Origin of the sequence: Duganella margarita (assembly GCF_009857535.1) — a bacterium.
Classification (GTDB): domain Bacteria; phylum Pseudomonadota; class Gammaproteobacteria; order Burkholderiales; family Burkholderiaceae_D; genus Rugamonas; species Rugamonas margarita.
This window is the reverse complement of record NZ_WWCS01000001.1, coordinates 434,579-453,147: the sequence shown is the minus strand read 5'-3', so window position 1 is coordinate 453,147 and position 18,569 is coordinate 434,579. Positions and strand designations below refer to the sequence as shown.

The 18,569-nt window shown below is 62.4% G+C and carries 11 protein-coding genes and 1 tRNA gene; 3 read left to right on the top strand and 9 right to left on the bottom strand.

All coding sequences use genetic code 11. From position 1 onward, the window contains the following. Positions 1-54 precede the first annotated feature (54 nt). The 3 genes from GTP55_RS02085 to GTP55_RS02075 form a co-directional block, all read right to left on the bottom strand. Positions 55-2,766 (bottom strand): TonB-dependent receptor, encoded by a 2,712-nt coding sequence (locus tag GTP55_RS02085; RefSeq protein ID WP_161043314.1) that lies wholly within the window; start codon positions 2,764-2,766, stop codon positions 55-57. A gap of 22 nt (positions 2,767-2,788) precedes the next feature. Beyond that, positions 2,789-4,249 carry a glycoside hydrolase family 30 protein gene (locus GTP55_RS02080; RefSeq protein WP_161043313.1) on the bottom strand — a complete coding sequence of 487 codons (1,461 nt, stop codon included), beginning with the start codon at positions 4,247-4,249 and terminating at the stop codon, positions 2,789-2,791. A gap of 423 nt (positions 4,250-4,672) precedes the next feature. Continuing rightward, positions 4,673-4,748 (bottom strand) — tRNA-Arg (locus tag GTP55_RS02075). A gap of 200 nt (positions 4,749-4,948) precedes the next feature. On the opposite strand from GTP55_RS02075, the gene GTP55_RS02070 reads away from it, so the two are divergent. Next, positions 4,949-5,539, top strand: coding sequence for a c-type cytochrome (locus GTP55_RS02070; RefSeq protein WP_161043312.1), 591 nt, complete (start codon positions 4,949-4,951; stop codon positions 5,537-5,539). A 50-nt stretch (positions 5,540-5,589) separates the two neighbouring features. Here the strand turns inward: GTP55_RS02070 and GTP55_RS02065 are convergent, their stop codons facing one another. The 6 genes from GTP55_RS02065 to GTP55_RS02040 all read right to left on the bottom strand — a co-directional run bounded on the left by GTP55_RS02065 (position 5,590) and on the right by GTP55_RS02040 (position 15,521). Beyond that, positions 5,590-6,147, bottom strand: coding sequence for a hypothetical protein (locus GTP55_RS02065; RefSeq protein WP_161043311.1), 558 nt, complete (start codon positions 6,145-6,147; stop codon positions 5,590-5,592). Between the two features lie 84 nt (positions 6,148-6,231). After that, positions 6,232-8,268 carry a M13 family metallopeptidase gene (locus GTP55_RS02060; RefSeq protein ID WP_202423482.1) on the bottom strand — a complete coding sequence of 679 codons (2,037 nt, stop codon included), beginning with the start codon at positions 8,266-8,268 and terminating at the stop codon, positions 6,232-6,234. Between the two features lie 108 nt (positions 8,269-8,376). Next, the gene (locus GTP55_RS02055) at positions 8,377-10,404 is read right to left on the bottom strand and encodes a M13 family metallopeptidase (RefSeq protein ID WP_161043309.1); all 2,028 of its coding nucleotides are present in this window, start codon (positions 10,402-10,404) and stop codon (positions 8,377-8,379) included. A 75-nt stretch (positions 10,405-10,479) separates the two neighbouring features. After that, entirely contained in the window at positions 10,480-12,477 is a 1,998-nt protein-coding gene (locus GTP55_RS02050) for a M13 family metallopeptidase (protein WP_161043411.1), read from the bottom strand. Between the two features lie 57 nt (positions 12,478-12,534). Beyond that, complete coding sequence (locus GTP55_RS02045; protein WP_161043308.1) at positions 12,535-14,799, bottom strand: TonB-dependent receptor plug domain-containing protein; 2,265 nt, start codon at positions 14,797-14,799, stop codon at positions 12,535-12,537. Positions 14,800-14,921: 122 nt separating this feature from the next. Then, positions 14,922-15,521, bottom strand: a complete 600-nt coding sequence (locus GTP55_RS02040) for a hypothetical protein (RefSeq protein WP_161043307.1) — start codon at positions 15,519-15,521, stop codon at positions 14,922-14,924. 342 nt (positions 15,522-15,863) lie between these two features. Here GTP55_RS02040 and GTP55_RS02035 point away from each other — a divergent pair, with 342 nt between their 5' ends. Next, the gene (locus GTP55_RS02035; protein ID WP_161043306.1) at positions 15,864-17,297 is read left to right on the top strand and encodes a S41 family peptidase; all 1,434 of its coding nucleotides are present in this window, start codon (positions 15,864-15,866) and stop codon (positions 17,295-17,297) included. Positions 17,298-17,424: 127 nt separating this feature from the next. Continuing rightward, on the top strand, positions 17,425-18,546 hold the full coding sequence (locus GTP55_RS02030) for a beta-ketoacyl-ACP synthase III (RefSeq protein ID WP_161043305.1): 1,122 nt from the start codon (positions 17,425-17,427) through the stop codon (positions 18,544-18,546). Positions 18,547-18,569: the final 23 nt, after the last annotated feature.

Here is an 18,569-nt window from a genome sequence, read left to right as displayed (position 1 = left end):
TCATCCCTCGACCGACCCAGGCAGCACAGCTAATGACTGTGTTCGCTAGCGTACTTACAGCCGGTAGTTCAGCCCCAGCAGGAACTGACGGCCATAGGTGGTATAGCGCTCCGGTGCATACGAGCCGCCTGAGAACGGATCGCCCTGGCGCGTCTGGTACGGCGAGTTGTTCAGGTTATTCACCTGGAACAGGAACGACAGTCCCTTGTAGGTGCCCTCCTCGATCGCGTAGCCCAGCTGCAGGTCGATCTGGCGCTCGGCCAGGATCTCGCTGAAGGCGCGCTGCGCAAACAGACCGGTCACCTCGCCGCGATACGCCGAGCGGTAGCGGCGGCTGGCGCGCGCCGAGTAGCCATCCTTCTCGTAGTAGACGGTGAAGTTGGACACCACACCGGACAGGCCCGGCAGCTTCTCCTTGGTGCCCGGACCGTTCGGATGGATCGAGCTCTCGGTGCCGGACATGCTGCCGGTGACGCCGAACCCTTCAAGCGACGCCCACAGCAGGCCGGCATCCAGCGCGCCGGACAGTTCCACGCCCTTGACCTGGCCGCCGTTGCCGTTGGCCGGACGGTTCAACGTGCCGATGTCCTGCAGCGGGATCACCGCCGACGGATTGGGGAAGCCGGCAAAGCTGAACGCGGTCTGCTGGTTGTAGATATAGCTCTGCAGCTTCTTGTACCACAGCGCGCCGGCGATGTAGCTGCGCTTGCCGATGTACTTCTCCACCGACAGGTCATATGAATTGGCGCGCCATGGCTCCAGGTCCGGATTGCCGCCGCTGCCGTTCCACATGCGGGTGGTGGCGTCGACGCCGCCGGAAATGCCGGCGCGCATATCGGACATCTGCGGCCGCGCCACGGTCTTGGCCAGGCCCAGGCGCAGATTGGTGGTCGACAGGTATTGGTCCAGATCGAAGTTCAGGTTCAGGCTCGGCAGCCAGTCGGTGTAGTTCTTGCCGCCGCTGATGGTGCCCAGCACGCCGGCGTTGACGGTGGCGCCGCGTGATTTCTGGTCGACATTGACCGCCTGCAGGCCAAGCGCGCCGCGCAGCGGGATCGGGCCGAGGTCGGTGTCGATGCCCAGCTTGGCGTAGGCGGTGGCGATCTTCTCGGTCACGCCCCAGTCCTGCAAGGCCTGGTCATTGGGGCGGGCCGGCTGCTTGTCGTAGTACTTGTTCAGCACGCCCAGCACGTCGTAGCTCATCACCGAGGGAATGCCGGCGAACGACAGCGAGGTCGACGGCTGCAACAGGTCGGACGAGACGGTGGCCGGTGTGCGGCCGTTCTTCAGGAACCAGTAGTTATTGGTGTCGGCGTGGGTCTTCTCGCGCTTGCTGTAGTTGAGGCCGCCTTCCAGGCTGCGGAACATGCCGTCCAGCTCCTTCTTGACCGAAAATTTGCCCGAACTGAGCGTGTCTTCGACCACCGGATGGTGCATGTCCGCATCCTTGCCCCAGCCGCCAACGTCGGTCAGCTTGATGATGCTGGGGTCGGCGAAGTTGAGGCTCGGGGTGAAGGTCGGCAAGCCGCCGGCGGTGGGAATGTGGAACTGGAAATTGTTGTCGGTATTTTTCGACCCTGCAGGGCCGAGGCCGGCGTAAGTTTCCAGCACTTCCTCGCGCCGCTTGGCGTTCGAGTACGACAGGTCGCCGACCAGCGTCCAGCCATCTTTCTTGAAGGTGTTGTTCCAGCCCAGCGCACCGAGCTGGTCCTTGCGCTGGTTGTAGTCGTTGCGCACGATCGGTTCCAGGTTGGTCAGCACGCCGCCGACCAGCACGCGCGTGCCGCCCACGTTTTCAACCTGCGGATTCAGATAGCGGATCGGATTGTCCTGGTTGGAGTTCCACATCAGGCCGCGCATGGTGGTGTTCTGCTTGAACTCGGAATAGTACATGTCCAGCGTGGTGCGGAATTCCTTCGACGGACGGTATTCGACCACTGCCATCAGGCCATCGCGCTTTTGCTCGCGCGAAGAGGCGGTGACTTCGGCGCCGTTCAGCGTGACCACGTTCTGCATGTCGGCCGGCAGGTTTTTATTGGTGCCCCACCACCACGACTTGTATTCCTGCTGCTGGCCCGGCGAATCCAGATGCGCGTAGCCGACCGCGATGCCCAGCGTGTTGTTGAGGAACTGGTCGACATACGACGCGCTCACGCGGTTGCCGTTGGCCGAGGTGTTGGAGTTGAGCTTGCCGTTGGAATTGTGCTCGCCGCGCGCATTCAGCACCAAGGTGCGCTGGCGGACGTCCAGCGGCCGCACGGTCTGCAGGTCCACGGTGCCGGACAGGCCGCCCGACACCAGCGACGCATCCGGCGTTTTATACACCACCACGCCGTTGATCAGTTCGGATGGATACTGGTCAAATTCGGCGCTGCGGTTATTACTGGTGGACACTTGCTCGCGGCCGTTCAGCAGCGTGGTGGAAAAGTCCGGCGCCAGGCCGCGAATCGATATCGACTGCGCACGGCCTTCGACGCGCTGCGCGGTCAGGCCGGCCAGGCGGGCGATCGACTCGGCGATCGAGACGTCCGGCAGCTTGCCGATGTCTTCCGCCGTCACCGCCTCCACAATGGCGTCGGCATCGCGCTTGATCGCCATCGAAGTCTCGATGCTGCGGCGGATCCCGGTCACGACCACTTCCTGCACCGCGCCGTCGTCGGTCTTGTCGGCCTTGGGTGCGGCGGTTTGCTGTTGCGCCATGGCTGGACTGGCGGCAAAAGCCAGTGCGGCGCAGGCGGCAGCGATGGGTGTCATCTTGGCCTTCATTTTTCGTCTCCCTTTTATCGTTTTATTTCCAGGTGAAGGTGGCCACACTGGCAGCCGGCAAGGTGTAATCGAAACTGCGCTGGCCGATGCGCACCGCGAACTGGCGTGGCGCCCTGGCCGAATTCACCACCAGCAGCGCCAGCGAACCATCGTCGGCGTTGCGGAAGGCGACCGTGTCGAGCTGGTCGTAGCCGCTGGTGGACGCGATGCGGCGCGCGCCCTGGCGCACGAAGCGGCTGGCGTGGGCCAGCGCGTAATACTCTTCGTTGCGGGTGATCTTGCCGTCGCGGCTGTCGATGGTGACCACGCCGCGGCATTCCTTGCAGCCGCCCAGGTACGGGCCATCGTTTTCATCCAGCGCAAGGTTCCACAGCAGCACGCCCCTGGCCCAGCCGCGCGTGGCGCCGATCACCAGCGTGCGGGCGAAGTGCTGCAAATTGTCCGACCATACCGGCGCCCACTTGCCGCCCGAGCATTCGGTGAAATAGGTTTCCTTGTCCGGCCAGCGGTCGTGCAGTGCCGACTGCACGCGCACGTCGCCGCCATAGCAGTGCCAGGCGACGCCGGCCACGTACTTGTTGGCGACCGGATCTTTCAGCACCTCGGCCGGCGACCACGGCTCGTCCCAGTTGTGGTCCCAGTCGAGGATTTTGGTGTGCGGATGGTCCTTGGCCAGCAGCGGGCCGAGATAGCCGCCGATGAAAGCCGCGCGCTTGGCCGGATCGACGCGCATGCCGGGATAATCCTTGGGCTCGAAGTGCGGCTCGTTCTGCAAGGTCAGCGCGAAGATCGGCACGCCTTCCTTTTCGTAGGCGCTGATGTAGCGCGACAGATAGCCGGCGAACGGCGCGAAGGCTTCCGGCTTCAGCGTGCCCTGGATCAGGCTGTCGGTCGACTTCATCCAGCCCGGCGCGCTCCATGGCGAGGCCATCACGCGCAGCCTGGGATTGATGGCCAGCGCCGCCTTGGTGACCGGCAGCACATCGGCGCGGTTGGGGGCGATGGAAAAATGCTGCAGGGTCGGATCGGTCTGGCCCGGCGGCATATCGTCAAAGCTGTAATGGCTGCGGGAAAAATCAGAAGCGCCGATGGTCAGCCGCGTGAAGCTGAAATTAGCACCCGGCGACCGGCCGAACAGTTCGTTGAGCAGGTCGGCGCGCTGCTGCGGGTTCAGCTTGTTCTGGATCAGCCAGGCCGACGCATCGGTGATGGCGGCGCCGAAACCGACCATTTCCTGAAAGCGCTGCCTGGGGTCGACTTCAATGATGGTAGCGGCAGTGGCGCCGCCGTGGAAACGGCTGTCGGCGCCGCGCGCCAGCAGCTGGGTCTGGTCGCCGGTGGTGATCCAGGCCTGCACGGTTTGCGCCTGCGCGGACCCGTGCAACGCTGCACCGAGCGCGCCTAACAGCATGATTTTAAAGAGGGATTTCAAAGACGATGGGCGCAGTTGTCCATCGCCCGGCAAAGCGGGGCTTGCAGTCATGAATGTGTCTCCTCGCGCAGGCAGATCGTCGTCCGCCCGTCTCCGTTTGTTTATTTATGAAATAAATGGAATCGTTTCCACTTATTGACGAAACTATAGCACCGGAAAATCTTTGATGTCAACGCGAGGACGCCAAGCGTGTGGTTGATATAGCGACGGGAGTGCAAATCAATTGGACGGATTTTTGATGCACATCAAAAACCAACGAAAGATTTTCGTCCTAAATAGGCAGTAAAACGTTGGCAAAAAGAGCGCTCGGCTGGGTTGTGCGGGCATCACCGCAAAGGCAATTGCTGCGGTGGCACAATACAACTATCGGCGAATGAAACAAATTGGCGCAGCGATTGTGCCAAGCCTAGCGTTGGCGGAAACGACAGCGCATCGCCATGTGACTGCTAAGCAATTGATTTTACTGGGAAAACTTGGTGCGGCTGGCTGGAATCGAACCAGCGACCCTTGGCTTCGGAGGCCAATACTCTATCCACTGAGCTACAGCCGCGACGAGGGATACGCGAACGCGTGCCGTAGGATACCGTTTTTATTGGCAGCCGTCCATGGGGCAATGTTCTTTTGCTTATGTTTGCGTTTCCTTCGCGGCATTCTTGTGTCTATAATCAGCCGTTTGGTGAAGTTTTTTACAAGGTAGCCGCTGATTCACTCTCGCGCCACCCCGGCTGAAATTAGTCTCTTAAGGAAATCATGAGCGACGCACACAACGAACACGAATCCCTCATCCGTACCCCGAAACAGCTGGTTGGCGCTGTGGTCGGCTTCTTCGCGGTCACGATCATCGGCATCATTCTGCTGGTCCAATATGTCACCACCACCAAGCTCACCGGCGCCGGCTCCAACAGCCAGGCGCCGGAAGAAGTGGCCGCGCGCATTGCGCCGGTGGCCAACGAGGGCTACACGCTGAAAGACGCCAGCGGCCCGAAAGTGCTGCAGTCCGGCGAGGCGGTCTACACTGCCACCTGCGCGGCCTGCCACGGCGCCGGCGTTGCCGGGGCGCCGAAGTTCGGCGACAGCGGCGCTTGGAGCGCGCGCATCGCCCAGGGTTACGACACCGTCCTCAAGCACGCGCTGGAAGGCTTGCGCGCGATGCCGGCCAAAGGTGGCAATCCTGATCTGGACGACGTGGAAGTGGCGCGCGCGGTGGTTTACATGGCCAACCATGGCGGCGCCAAGTTCAAGGAACCAGAAGTGCCGGCCGCACCGGCCGCCGCCGCAGCAGCAGCATCCGCACCAGCGGCGCCGGCAACTGAACCAGCGGCCCCGGCGCCGGCAAAATAAACGGCGTCAGCGCGCCAACCAACAACCGGCCTTGACGGCCGGTTTTTTTATTAGCGGCACAAGCCGTAGGCTTTGCGCTCCGGGAAGTAGCGGTAGGTGAAGGTGCGCATAGGATACTTATGCAGCGCGATCTCGAACGCCGGCGGCACCACGTCGAAACGTTCCGGCAGCTTCTCGGTCACGCGCAGGCGCACGCGCCAGATGGTTTCCTCGCCAGTGGCGCCGGCGATCAGCATATCCGGCACCTTGGGGATCGCCTCGACGATTTCCGGCGCGGAGTTGGTGGTGCGCTGGTAAAAGGTCACCAGTTTGGCCTTGGCCAGCACCGGCCCCTTGGGCTGGGTGACGTTGAAGTCGCGGGTCAGGAACAGCGCGCGCTCGCCGCGCGGCACCAGATAGACGAAGGTGAACTCGGCGCCGCCATCGGGCAGCGTCACCGGCGGCGTGGTCGACACGCTGATCCCGCGCGGCAGCTCGAAGCGCGAGCCGTCCTGCCAGTCCTTGCACTCCGGCGTCTGGGCCATGTAAACATCCACCGGCGTAAAGGAATCGCCGCAGGCACTCAGTAGCAGCGGCAGGACAAGAGGAAGGGTGTAACGCAGGCGCATGGCAATCAGCTTCTTAACATCGGAAGCCGCTAGTTTACTCTGAAATGAAAAAAGGCCGCATCGCTGCGGCCCTTATTTACCTCATTACCACATGATCACGCGGTCTTTTGGCGCCAGGTACATCTTGTCGCCTGGCTTGACGCCGAAGGCGTCGTAGAAGCCCGGCTGGTTGCGCATCGGGCCGTTGGCGCGGAACTGGCCTGGCGAGTGCGGATCGGTCTTGATCTGCTGGATCTGCGCCGCTTCACGCATCTTCAGGCGCCATACCTGCGCAAAGCCCATGTAGAAGCGCTGGTCGCCGGTCAGGCCGTCGATGACTGGCGGCTTCTTGCCGTGCAGCGACAGCTTGTAAGCCTTGTAGGCGATCGCCACGCCGCTGTTGTCGGCGATGTTCTCGCCCAGGGTCAGCTGGCCGTTGACGTGGTAGCCAGGCAGCGGGCTGAACTGGTCGTACTGGTCGACCAGCATCTTGGTCTTGGCGGCGAACGCCTTGTGGTCGGCGGCGGTCCACCAGTCGCGCAGGTTGCCGTCACCGTCGTACTGGGCGCCCTGGTCGTCGAAGCCGTGGCTGATTTCGTGGCCGATCACGCCGCCGATGGCGCCGTAGTTGACCGCGTCATCCGCGTCGGCGTTGAAGAACGGCGCCTGCAGGATCGCTGCCGGGAACACGATTTCATTCATCTCCGGGTTGTAGTAGGCGTTGACGGTCTGCGGCGTCATGCCCCACTCGTCGCGGTCGATCGGTTTGCCCAGCTTGTTCAGTTCCTTGTTGTAGTCGAACTGACGCGAGCGCAGCACGTTGCCCACCAGGTCATCCTTGCTGATCGTCAGCGCGCTGTAGTCGCGCCATTTGTTCGGGTAGCCGATCTTGTAGGTGAACTTGGCCAGCTTGGCTTGCGCCTGCTTCTTGGTGGCCGGGGTCATCCAGTCCAGCTTGTCGATGCTGGTCTTGTAGGTCGCCAGCAGGTTCTTCACCAGCTCTTCCATGCGCGCCTTGCGCTCGGCCGGGAAATACTGATCCACGTACAGTTTGCCGACCGCTTCGCCCAGCGCACTCTGGGTCACGGACACGCCGCGTTTCCAGCGTGGACGCTGCTCGGTCACGCCGCTCAGCACGGTGCCGTAGAAGGAGAAGCTTTCGTCGACGAAGGCTTTGTTCAGGTAAGCCGCGTTGGAACGCAGCAGATGCCATTGGAAGTAGGCCTTCAGCGTGTCCAGCGGCGTGCTGTCCAGCAGCGCGGTCATGCCTTTCAGGTAGCTCGGCTGGCTGACGATCACGTAGCTGACCTTGCCGGCAACGCCGGCGTCGGTCAGGTAGGCGTTCCAGTCGTAGCCCGGAGCGACCTCGCTCAGCTTGGCGATGTCGACCTTGTTGTAGGCCTTGATCGGGTCGCGCAGCTCGACCTTGGTCCATTGCAGTTGCGCCAGCTGTTTTTCAAACTCGACGATGGCGTGGGCGGTGGTGGCGCCATGGGCGTCGCCCGCCAGCGTCAGCATTTTACCCACGTGCAGTTCGTACTTGGCCAGGATGTCGGCCAGTTTCTTGTCGTCGGCTTTAAGGTAGTAGTCGCGGTCCGGCAGGCCCAGGCCGTCCTGCGAGATGTCGGCCACGTATTTGGTCGAATCCTTGTTGTCCTGGTGGATGCTGTAGCCGTACGGCGCGCTCACGCCGATCTGGTTGAAGTGGGCGATCAGCGCCGGCACCTGTTTCTTGTCGCTCAGTGCCACGACCTTGGCCAGTTCCGCGTTCAGCGGTTTCAGGCCCAGTTGTTCCAGCTTGGCTTCATCCATGAAGCTGGCGTAGAAGTCGCCGATGCGTTGCGCTTCCGCACCGCCCGCCTTGTTGCCGGCGGCGCCTTCGATAATCGCGCGCAGCTGCGGCTGGATGTCATCGTTCAGTTTGGCAAAGCTGCCCCAGCTCGATTTGTCGGCCGGGATTTCGGTCGTCGCCAGCCACTTGCCGTTCATGTGCGTGAACAGGTCGTCCTGCACGCGCACGGCCGGATCGATGTATTCGGTGGCGATGCCGGAGACGGGTTTCTTGCTTTCTTTAGCGCTGACCGGAGCAGTGCTTTTGGCAGTGTCCGCGGCGCCTGCCAGGCCTGCGATCAGGCTCAGCATCAATGCACTTACGAGATGACGTTTCACGAGTTTTCCTTCTAGATTTAAATGAAAGGCCCATTGCTCACATGGGCGCAGTACCACTTGCTACGCTGCGTTTATATCACATCACCACATGATGACGCGATCCTTGGGCGCCAGGTACATCTTGTCGCCCGGCTTGACGCCAAAGGCTTCGTAGAAGCCCGGCTGGTTGCGCACCGTGCCATTGGCGCGGAACTGATCCGGCGAGTGCGGATCGGTTTTCAGATAGACGATTTGCTGCGCGTCGCGGATCTTGCTGCGCCACACCTGGCCGAAGCCCATGTAGAAGCGCTGCTCGCCGGTCAGGCCGTCGATCACCGGCGCCGGTTTGCCGCCCAGCGAAATCAGGTAAGCCTTGTAGGCAATGGCGGCGCCGCTGTTGTCGGCGATGTTTTCACCCAAGGTCAATTCGCCGTTGACGAAGTAGCCCTTTACCGGACTGAAGCCGTTGTACTGCTTGACCAGCATCCTGGTCTTGGCGGCGAAGTTCTTGTGGTCGGCCTTGGTCCACCAGTCGCGCAGATTGCCATCGCCGTCGTACTGTGCCCCCTGGTCGTCGAAGCCGTGGCTGATCTCGTGGCCGATCACCGCGCCGATGGCGCCGTAGTTGACCGCGTCGTCGGCGTCCGCATCAAAGAATGGCGGCTGCAGGATCACGGCCGGGAACACGATCTCGTTCAGCTCCGGGTTGTAGTACGCGTTGACGGTTTGCGGCGTCATGCCCCACTCGTCGCGGTCGATCGGCTTGCCCAGCTTGGCCACTTCCTTGTCGTACTCAAACACATGTGAACGGCGCACGTTGCCGGCCAGGTCGTCCTTGACCACCGTCAGCTTGGAATAGTCGCGCCACTTGTTCGGATAGCCGATCTTGGTGGTGAACTTGGCCAGCTTGGCCTGCGCCTGCAGCTTGGTCTCGGGGCTCATCCAGTCCAGCGTGTTGATGCTTTCCTTGAACGCGGCCAGCAGGTTCTTCACCAGCTGTTCCATGCGCGCCTTGCGCTCGGCCGGGAAGTGCTGCTCGACGTACATCTTGCCGAGCGCCTCGCCGAGCGCGCCGTCGGTGGCGTTGACGCCGCGTTTCCAGCGCGGCTGCTGCTCATCGATACCGCTCAGCACCTTGCCGTAGAAGGCGAAATTCTCCAGCGCGAAATCCTTGGCCAGGTACGGCGCGTTGGCGTGCAGCACCTGCCACTGGAAATAGGTTTTCCAGGTGCTCAATGGCGTCTTGTTCAGCAGCTTGTTGAAGCCGGTGATGAAGCTCGGCTGGCTGACGATGACGTAATCGACCTTGCCGCCGATGCCGGTGTCGTTCAGCCAGGTGGTCCAGTCGTAACCCGGCGCCAGCTTGGACAGCTTATCCAGCGGCACCTTGTTGTAGGCCTTGACCGGATCGCGCAGCTCGACCTTGGTCCACTGCAGCTTGGCGATCTCGGTTTCCAGCGCCACGATGGCCTTGGCGTCGGCCGCGCCGTTGGGGTTGCCGGCCAGCGTCAGCATCTTGGCCACGTGCTGTTCATACTTGACCAGCGTGTCGGCCAGTTTCTTGTCCGATTTTTTCAGGTAGTAATCGCGGTCCGGCAGGCTCAGGCCGTCTTGGCCCAGGTCGGCCACGTACTTGGTGGAATCCTTGTTGTCCTGATGGATGCCGAAGCCGTATGGCGCGGTGTAGCCGTTGCGGTTGAAGTGAGCGATCAGCGCCGGGATCTGCTTCTTGTCGCTCAGTGCGGCCACGCGGTCGAAGTCGGCCTTCAGCGGCGCCAGGCGCAGCTGCTCCAGCTTGGCTTCGTCCATGTAGCTGGCGAAGAAATCGCCGATGCGCTGGGCTTCGGTGCCGGCCTGCTTGTCCGGCGTAGCGGCGGCCGCTTCGATCAGCGCGCGCAGCTGCGGCTTGGTATCATCGTCCAGCTTTTCGAACGAACCCCAGCTCGACTTGTCGGCCGGGATCTCGGTCTTGGCCAGCCACTTGCCGTTCAGGTTGAGGAAGAAGTTATCCTGCGGCCGCACCGATGGATCGATGTTGGCGAGGTCGACGCCCGAGGTTTTTTGTTGTGCCTGTACGCCGGCCGAGGCCAGCAGCGCCAGCATCAACGTGCTAAGCAGATATTTTTTCATTGTTACGCTCTCCCTAAGATCCAAAACAATAACAAAAAAGCCACGCAGGGTGGCTTTTTTGCTATGAATAAACGATTACCAGATGATGATGCGCTGTTCCGGCGCAACATACAGCTTGTCGCCCGGCTTGACGCCAAACGCGTCGTAGAAGCCCGGCTGGTTGACCACCGGTCCGTTGGCGCGGAACTGGCCCGGCGAATGCGGGTCTGTCTTGATTTGCAGGATCTGCTGGTCTTCGCGCATCTTCACGCGCCACACTTGGCCAAAGCCCATGTAGAAGCGCTGGTCGCCGGTAAAGCCGTCGATCACCGGCGCCGGTTTGCCGTCCAGCGACATCTTGTAGGCCTTGTAGGCGATCGCCATGCCGCTGTTGTCGGCGATGTTCTCGCCCAGCGTCAGCGCGCCGTTGACGTTATAACCTGGCAGCGGGCTGTAGCCGTTGTACTGCTTGATCAGCGCGTCGGTCTTGGCCTTGAAGTTGGCGCGGTCTTCCTTGGTCCACCAGTCGCGCAGGTTGCCGTCGCCATCGGACTGGCTGCCGCCGTCGTCGAAGCCATGGCTGATCTCGTGGCCGATCACCGCGCCGATGGCGCCGTAGTTGACCGCATCGTCCGCGCGCGCGTCAAAGAACGGCGGTTGCAAAATCGCGGCCGGGAACACGATCTCGTTCATGGTCGAGTTGTAATAGGCGTTGATGGTTTGCGGCGTCATGCCCCACTCGTCGCGGTCGACCGGCTTGCCCAGCTTGGCGATCATGCGCTGGTGGCGGTAGTTGGCCGTGCGCAGCACGTTGCCCACCAGGTCGCCCTTGATGATCACCAGCGTCGAGTAGTCGCGCCATTTGTCCGGGTAGCCGATCTTCGGCGTAAACTTGGCCAGCTTGGCTTGCGCTTCCAGCTTGGTCGCCGGGCTCATCCAGTCCAGATTATCGATCGAGGTTTTGTAGGCGGCCAGCACTTTCTTGACCAGCTGGTCCATGCGCGCCTTGCGCTCAGGCGGGAAGTACTCGGCCACGTACAGCTTGCCCAGCGCTTCGCCCAGGCTGCCTTCGACCAGGCTGACGCCGGTTTTCCAGCGCGGCGGCTTGACAGCCACGCCGGTCAGCACGGTGCTGTAGAAATCGAAGTGGGCGTCGGCGAATTCCTTCGACAGGAACGGCGATGTTTCACGCAGCAGCTGCCATTCCAGGTAAGCTTTCCAGGTGGCCAGGTCGGTCTTTTCCAGCAGCGCGCCAAAGCCGGTCAGGAAGCTCGGCTGGTTGACGATCACATAGTCGGTCTTGTTGGCCACGCCGGCCGCAGCCAGCGCGTGGCCCCAGTCGTAGCCTGGCGCCAGTTCGGCCAGCTGCTTGATCGGCATCTTGTTGTAGCGCTTGACCGGATCGCGGTTTGCCACCTTGGTCCATTGCGCTTCGGCCAGCGCGGTTTCCAGCGCGACGATTTTTTTGGCATCGGCGGTGGCGTTGTGGTCGCCCGACAGACCCAGCACCCTGGCGATGTAGAGCTCATACTTGGCCAGGGCGTTGGCCAGCTTGGCGTCGTCTTTTTTCAGGTAGTAGTCGCGGTCCGGCAGGCCCAGGCCGCTCTGACCGACGTAGACCGCGTACCTGGTCGACTCGCGCGCATCCTGGCGCACGCCGACGCCGTACGGCGTGGTGATGCCGATCTGCGCCAGGTGGGCGATCAGGATCGGCAGGCCTTTCTTGTCCTTCAGCGCGCGGATGTGGTTCAGTTCGCCGCTGAGCGGACGGATGCCCAGATCGTTCAGCTTGGCTTCATCCATGTAGCTGGCGTACAGGTCGGCGATCTTCTGCGGCTCGGTGCCGCTCTTGGCTTTTTCGGCGCCGGCTTTTTCGATCAGGCCGCGCAGCTGCGGCAGCGTGTCGTCGCGCAGCTTGGCGAAGGTGCCCCAGCTCGATTTGTCGGACGGGATCTCGGTGGTCTTCAGCCAGCTGCCGTTGAGGTAGGTGAAGAAATCGTCTTGCGGACGCACGCTGGTGTCCATGTTGGGGATGTCGATGCCGGAGATCGGCGCGGCCGTATCGGCAGCGGTGGCGGCGCCGAAGGCAGTCATCAGGCTCAGTGTCAGCGTGGTCAGCAGAAGTCGTTTTTTCACAGCAGGTCCTTACGGTTAGAACTTCATTTCATATTTGACGCTCCAGACGACGTACGTCTGGTTGATCGTATTGGCCAATTGTGTCAGGCCGTTGGTGCTCACGGTATTGGCGCCGATCGCGTCTTCCGCCACCAGGTTGTTGGCGGAGATGCGCAACTGGTTGCTGGCGTTGAAGCGCCACAAACCATAGGCGTCGAACGAGCGCTTGCGGCTAGTGTAAACCAGCTGCGACAGGCTGCTCTGGATCAGCGTCTCCGGCGTCCAGTTGAGGCTGCCGCCCAGGGTCAGCGGCAAGTCCTTCATGCGGTAGTCGAGGCCGAGGTTGGCGGTCTGCTTGGGCTGCGCGTCGAGGCGGTTGTTGGGACCGGGAATATCGTCGACGCTGGACCAGAAGCGGCTGTAGTTGGTGCGGAAATCGATGGCCGGCGCATCCGCCATCAGCTCCTGCAGCTGGAATTTGGCTTCCAGCTCGATGCCGGTGCTGCGCGCGCTGCCGATATTGCGCGGCGTCGATACCCAGCGCGGGCCGGTGCTGGTGGTTTCCAGCGCGATATCGCGCCGGATCAGGTCGTCGATATTGCGGATGAAACCGCTGGCGCTGAGGATGCCGGCGCGGCCCAGGTAATGCTCGTAGGCCAGATCCAGACCGGTAGCCAGTTCCGGTTTCAGATTCGGATTGCCGGTGCGGTCGGGACGCGTCGCGCTGTTCAGGCGCGACAGCGACGGCAGCGCGATCAGGTCCTGGATATTGGCCGCCTTGTAGCTCTTGGTCAGGCTGGCGCGGATCTGGTCCTTGTCGTGGCCGGGAATGCGGTAGACCGCGTGCAGCAGCGGGCTCAGCACGCTGCTGGTGTTGCTGACATCGCCCGTGCTGGCGCCGCTGCTGGAAGTGCGGATGCCTTCCCAGCGCACGCCGGCATAGCCCGACCATTGCGCGGAGATATCCCACTCGTCCTGCACGAACACCGCCACGCGGCGGGTGTCGGCGGTCAGGTTGTCGCCGGAATCGGCAAACTGCGGCACGCCGTCCTTGTCGAGCGAGGTCTTGGTTTCTTCGCGGTGGCCCAGTTCCACATCCCAGCCGGCCGCCAGCGAGTGTTCGCGGCCCAGCGGCGTGCTGTACTTGCCGCCGGTGCTGGCGCTGCGGTCGCGCACGGTGGCGGTGTCGGTGAAGCGATCCAGCAGCGCGCCGCTGTTGTCGTACTGGTAGCGCAGCGAATCGTTGTCGCTGTGGCCGGCGCCGAAGCCGAACTTGACGTCCAGCTTGGCCGCCCCTTGCAGCTTGTGCACCCAGTTGCCGAAGCCGCGCAGGAAGGTCGATTCGGTATGGCCGTCGGTCAGCGCCAGGTTGTATTCCGGCGGCAGCAGCAAGCCGGGCGGCACCAGGCCGGGATTCTGCGTCAGGTCGCTGCGGGCCTTGCTGTCGCTGCGGTTGACCATCAGGAACGGCTGGAAGTTCAGCGTATCGCCGCCGTCGAATTTATACGACAGGCGCGGCGTCAGGAACAGGCCGCGCGTCTCGCGCCGGGTCTCGTCGAGCACGTTCTCGTCCTTGACCACCACGTTGTCGGCGCGGGTGTCGAGGTTGTGGGTTTCAGTCTGGTCGTGCTGGCGGTTTTCAAACAGCGAGCCGGTCAGCAGCCAGGTCAGGCTGCCGACCTTGCCTGGCACGGTCAGCGACACGTTCGGCGAGTGGCGGCCTTGCTCGATCGAGTCGGTCAGCTTGAGCTGGTTGTCGCGCTGCTGATAGCCGTCGCGCAGGATGATGTTGATGGTGCCGGCGATGGCCCGCGTGCTGTGTTCGGCCACCGGGCCGCGCATGATCTCGACCCGCTCCACCTGGTCCGGCGCCAGCGATTCCATCGAAAAGCCGGCCGGCGGCCGTTCGCCGTTGACCAGGATCTGCGTGTAGCCGCTGCCCATGCCGCGCATGCGCACGTCGCCGCCACGGCCCGGACGGCCGCCGAGCGTGACGCCGGGCAGGCGCTTGAGCACGTCGCCGAGATTGCTGTCGCCGTTGCGGTCCAGTTCCTCGCGGCCGAAGATCTGCTTGCCGGCCACCGAGTTGCGGCGCTCGTCCATATCGCTGGCGCGGCCACCGCTGATGGTGACCTGCTGCATCTGCTTGTCGGCTGCGGATTTGTCGGTCGCGGACTTGTCGGCTGCGGCCTTGACGGCCGGCTGTGCCGCCTGCTGCGCTGCGCTATCGGTCTGGGTTTGCGCGCATGCGTCTGCCGCGCCCAGCATGGCCAGCCAGGCGAGGGGTAGTAATTTGCTCATGTACTCTGTCAGGTGGAATTCTTGCGAAGAATTCTACCGTCATGCCAGCCGGCAAAAGAGCTTGCCGGAGGCTTTTTACTTTACGATACAGTAGCAACAACACTTTTTTCTAAGGGTATCCCTTATCCGCCCACGCCCACGCCCGGCAGGTTGACGTTGACGCCGCCGGCGCCCACACCGACGCCTCCGCCGCCCATGCCCCCGCGGCCCTTGCCGCCACGGTGTTCGCCGCCCTCTTCCTTGCGCTCCGGACGCGGCGCGCTGCCGCTGTCCGGCACGCGCTGCAATTGTTCGCTCAGCATCTGCACCACCGCCTGACGCTGGCTTTCCGACAAAGCATCATTGACCGTCAGCCACCATTCGCGCAGCTGTTTCTCTTCGGCGGTGCTGAGGTTGGTTTCGTCGTCGATGGCCTTGGCCACATCGCGCAGCTCGACATTGGCGCCCTGAGCGGCGGCCAGCGTGGCGGCCTGCAGGCGCTCGCGGCGGGCCTTGCGTTCGCGCAGCAGGTTGCGGGTCTTGGACTCGGTCTGCGACCACAATGTTTGCTGATTGGTATTCAGGCTCAGCGACTTCTTCAATTCTGCGGCCATCGGCAGGTAATCCTCGGCGCGCATCTCCATCACCGGCAACGCAAACGCCGGCGACAACAGGGCCGACAAGGCCAGCGCTGCACTGAGGCGGCGCAGAACGGATGAGGATGGACGTGACAGAAATCGCATGGAGGCTCCGTAGATAAAAAAAAGCCAGCGCTTGGGGCGCTGGCGAAAAACCACTTCAGGGTAGAGAGAAATACGAGCCCAGTTTAGGCCGCGAAATTGGGTGTTTCAGGGGTTCTTACAATTACTTACCGTCGTCAACGCGGGGGATACACTGTACACAAAAGTGTCAACATGACCCTACACCAGGCCGGCGTTGGTGCGCTTTCAAAGTCAATAACAAGCGTTGTAAAACGCCGTAAAGGTATAAATCATTTCGTGACGGCTAGAACGTTTGCTGGGAATCAGGTTTATACTCAATTCAGCCGCCGCAAATTCGCCGCGGCGATTCAGGACAGGTGAAACATGGGCAAGAAATTAAAGAATTCCGGTCTGGTCGGCCTGGGCGTAGTCGCCGGCGTCGCCATTTCGCTGCAATTTTCCGCCATGGCGCAAAAGCCGGTGGACCCGCCGTTGCCGCTGGAAGAGCTGCGCCAGCTGGCCGATGTCTTCGGCCTGATCAAGTCCGACTACGTCGAGCCGGTCGAAGACAAGAAACTGCTGACCGAAGCCATCTCCGGCATGGTCGCCTCGCTCGACCCGCACTCCGCCTACCTGGATAAAAAAGCCTATGCCGAACTGCGGGAAGGATCGCAGGGCAAGTTCGTCGGCCTCGGCATCGAAATCGGCCAGAGCGAGGACGGCTATATCAAGATCGTCGCGCCGATCGAGGATTCGCCGGCCTGGCGCGCCGGCATCAAGCCGGGCGACCTGATCAGTCGTCTCGACAATATGCAGGTCAAGGGCATGTCGCTGGACGAGTCGGTCAAGAAGATGCGTGGCGAGCCGGGTAGCAAGGTCAGCATGACCATCCTGCGCAAGGACGAGGCCGAGCCGCTGGTGTTCAACATCACGCGCGAGGAAATCCACCAGAAGAGCGTCAAGGGCAAGCTGGTCGAGCCGGGCTATGCCTGGGTGCGCATCTCGCAGTTCCAGGAGCCGACCGTGGACGACATGGCCGCCAAGATCCTCGAACTGTACAAGCAGGACCCCAACATCAAGGGCCTGGTGCTGGACCTGCGCAACGATCCGGGTGGCGTGCTGCAAGGCGCGATCGGCGTCGCCGCCGCCTTCCTGCCGAAGGATTCGCCGATTGTATCGACCAACGGCCAGTTGCCGGATCAGAAACAGATTTTCTACGGCCGTCCTGAATACTACGAACTGCGCGGCGAGAACGACGCGCTGGCCAAGCTGCCGGCCGCACTGAAGAAAGTGCCGATGGTGGTGCTGGTCAATACCGGTTCCGCTTCGGCCTCGGAAATCGTCGCCGGGGCCTTGCAGGATTACAAACGGGCCGACATCATCGGTTCGCAGACCTTCGGCAAGGGTTCGGTGCAGACCATCCGCCAGCTGACGGCCGACACGGCCGTCAAGCTGACCACGGCGCGCTACTACACGCCGAACGGCCGCTCGATCCAGGCCAAGGGCATCACGCCGGACGTGGCGGTGGATGAAAACGCCGACGGCGACGGCCTCAACGCGCTGCGCACCCGCGAAGCCGACCTCGACAAGCACCTGGTCAACGACAAGGAAACCGAAGGCGCCAAGGGCAAGCGCGACGAGCTGGAAGAACAGCTGCGCATCGTCGCGCTGGAGAAGAAACGCAAGCCGCTGGAATACGGTAGCGGCGACGATTTCCAGTTGCAGCAGGCGCTGAATCACCTGAAGGGCTTGCCGGTTCAGCTCGCCAAACAGGGGACCACGGTGGTGTCGGTGGATAGCGCCGCTAGCAAAAAATAAGCGGTCTGTTGTAGCGAACTCGGCGGCGCCTCAAGGGCGCCGCTTTTATTTGCGCCGAACCTGCAGGCATTGTGTAGAATTTGCCTCATTATTGGCATCTGCCATTGCTTAATTTGAAAGTTTAATCATGAAACAAGCCGTCATCAGCGGTACCGGGCTCTTCACGCCAGCGCAGTCGATCAGCAACGAAGAGCTGGTGATCTGCTTCAACACCTATGTCGAACAGTTCAACGCCGACAACGCCGCCGCGATTGCGGACGGCACGGTGACGGCGCTGGAACCGTCCAGCGTGGCCTTCATCGAAAAAGCCTCCGGCATCAAGGCCCGCTATGTGATGGAAAAAGCCGGCATTCTCGATCCCAAGCGCATGGTCTCGCACATTCCCGAGCGCGCCGACGAGGAACTGTCGCTGCAGGCGGAAATCTGCGTGGCCGCCGCCCACCAGGCGCTGGACCGCGCCGGCCGCACCGCCGCCGACATCGATATGGTGCTGGTGGCCTGCTCCAATATGCAGCGCGGCTACCCGGCCATGGCGGTCGAGGTGCAAGGCGCGCTGGGCATCGACGGCTACGGCTTCGACATGAACGTGGCCTGCTCGTCGGCCACCTTCGGCATCCAGCAGGCGGTGGCGGCGGTGCAGAGCGGCCAGGCGCGCGCGGTGCTGGTGCTGAATCCGGAAATCACCTCGGGCCACCTGAACTGGCGCGACCGCGACAGCCACTTCATCTTCGGCGACGCCTGCACGGCGATGGTGATCGAAGCGGCCGACACGGCCAAAGGTTCGCACCGCTGGGAAATCCTGGATACCAAGCTGAAGACCAGCTTCTCCAACAACATCCGCAACAACTTCGGCTTCCTCAACCGCTTCGACGAAGCCGGCATCGGCCAGCCGGACAAGCTGTTCCGCCAGCAGGGCCGCAAGGTGTTCAAGGACGTTTGCCCGATGGCGGCCGAAATGATTAAGGACACCGTCGCCCACGCCGGCCTGGAAGTGCCGCAGGTCAAGCGTTTCTGGCTGCACCAGGCCAATCTGAACATGAACCTGCTGATCAGCCGCCTGGTGCTGGGCCGCGACGCCGAGCCGGGCGAAGCGCCGGTGATCCTGGACGAATACGCCAACACCTCGTCGGCCGGCTCGATCATCGCCTTCCACAAGCATTCCGACGACATGGCAGCGGGCGAACTGGGCGTCATCTGCTCCTTCGGCGCCGGCTACTCGATCGGCTGCGTGGTGGTCAAACGCCTCTAAACAGCACGGCGCGCAGAGCCGGT

Excerpts from the sequence above, each read along its gene's own strand:
- GTP55_RS02085 (WP_161043314.1), bottom strand. The coding sequence starts at position 2,766 with ATGAAGGCCAAGATGACACCCATCGCTGCCGCCTGCGCCGCACTGGCT.
- GTP55_RS02080 (WP_161043313.1), bottom strand. The coding sequence starts at position 4,249 with ATGACTGCAAGCCCCGCTTTGCCGGGCGATGGACAACTGCGCCCATCG.
- GTP55_RS02070 (WP_161043312.1), top strand. The coding sequence starts at position 4,949 with ATGAGCGACGCACACAACGAACACGAATCCCTCATCCGTACCCCGAAA.
- GTP55_RS02065 (WP_161043311.1), bottom strand. The coding sequence starts at position 6,147 with ATGCGCCTGCGTTACACCCTTCCTCTTGTCCTGCCGCTGCTACTGAGT.
- GTP55_RS02060 (WP_202423482.1), bottom strand. The coding sequence starts at position 8,268 with ATGCTGAGCCTGATCGCAGGCCTGGCAGGCGCCGCGGACACTGCCAAA.
- GTP55_RS02055 (WP_161043309.1), bottom strand. The coding sequence starts at position 10,404 with ATGAAAAAATATCTGCTTAGCACGTTGATGCTGGCGCTGCTGGCCTCG.
- GTP55_RS02050 (WP_161043411.1), bottom strand. The coding sequence starts at position 12,477 with ATGACTGCCTTCGGCGCCGCCACCGCTGCCGATACGGCCGCGCCGATC.
- GTP55_RS02045 (WP_161043308.1), bottom strand. The coding sequence starts at position 14,799 with ATGAGCAAATTACTACCCCTCGCCTGGCTGGCCATGCTGGGCGCGGCA.
- GTP55_RS02040 (WP_161043307.1), bottom strand. The coding sequence starts at position 15,521 with ATGCGATTTCTGTCACGTCCATCCTCATCCGTTCTGCGCCGCCTCAGT.
- GTP55_RS02035 (WP_161043306.1), top strand. The coding sequence starts at position 15,864 with ATGGGCAAGAAATTAAAGAATTCCGGTCTGGTCGGCCTGGGCGTAGTC.
- GTP55_RS02030 (WP_161043305.1), top strand. The coding sequence starts at position 17,425 with ATGAAACAAGCCGTCATCAGCGGTACCGGGCTCTTCACGCCAGCGCAG.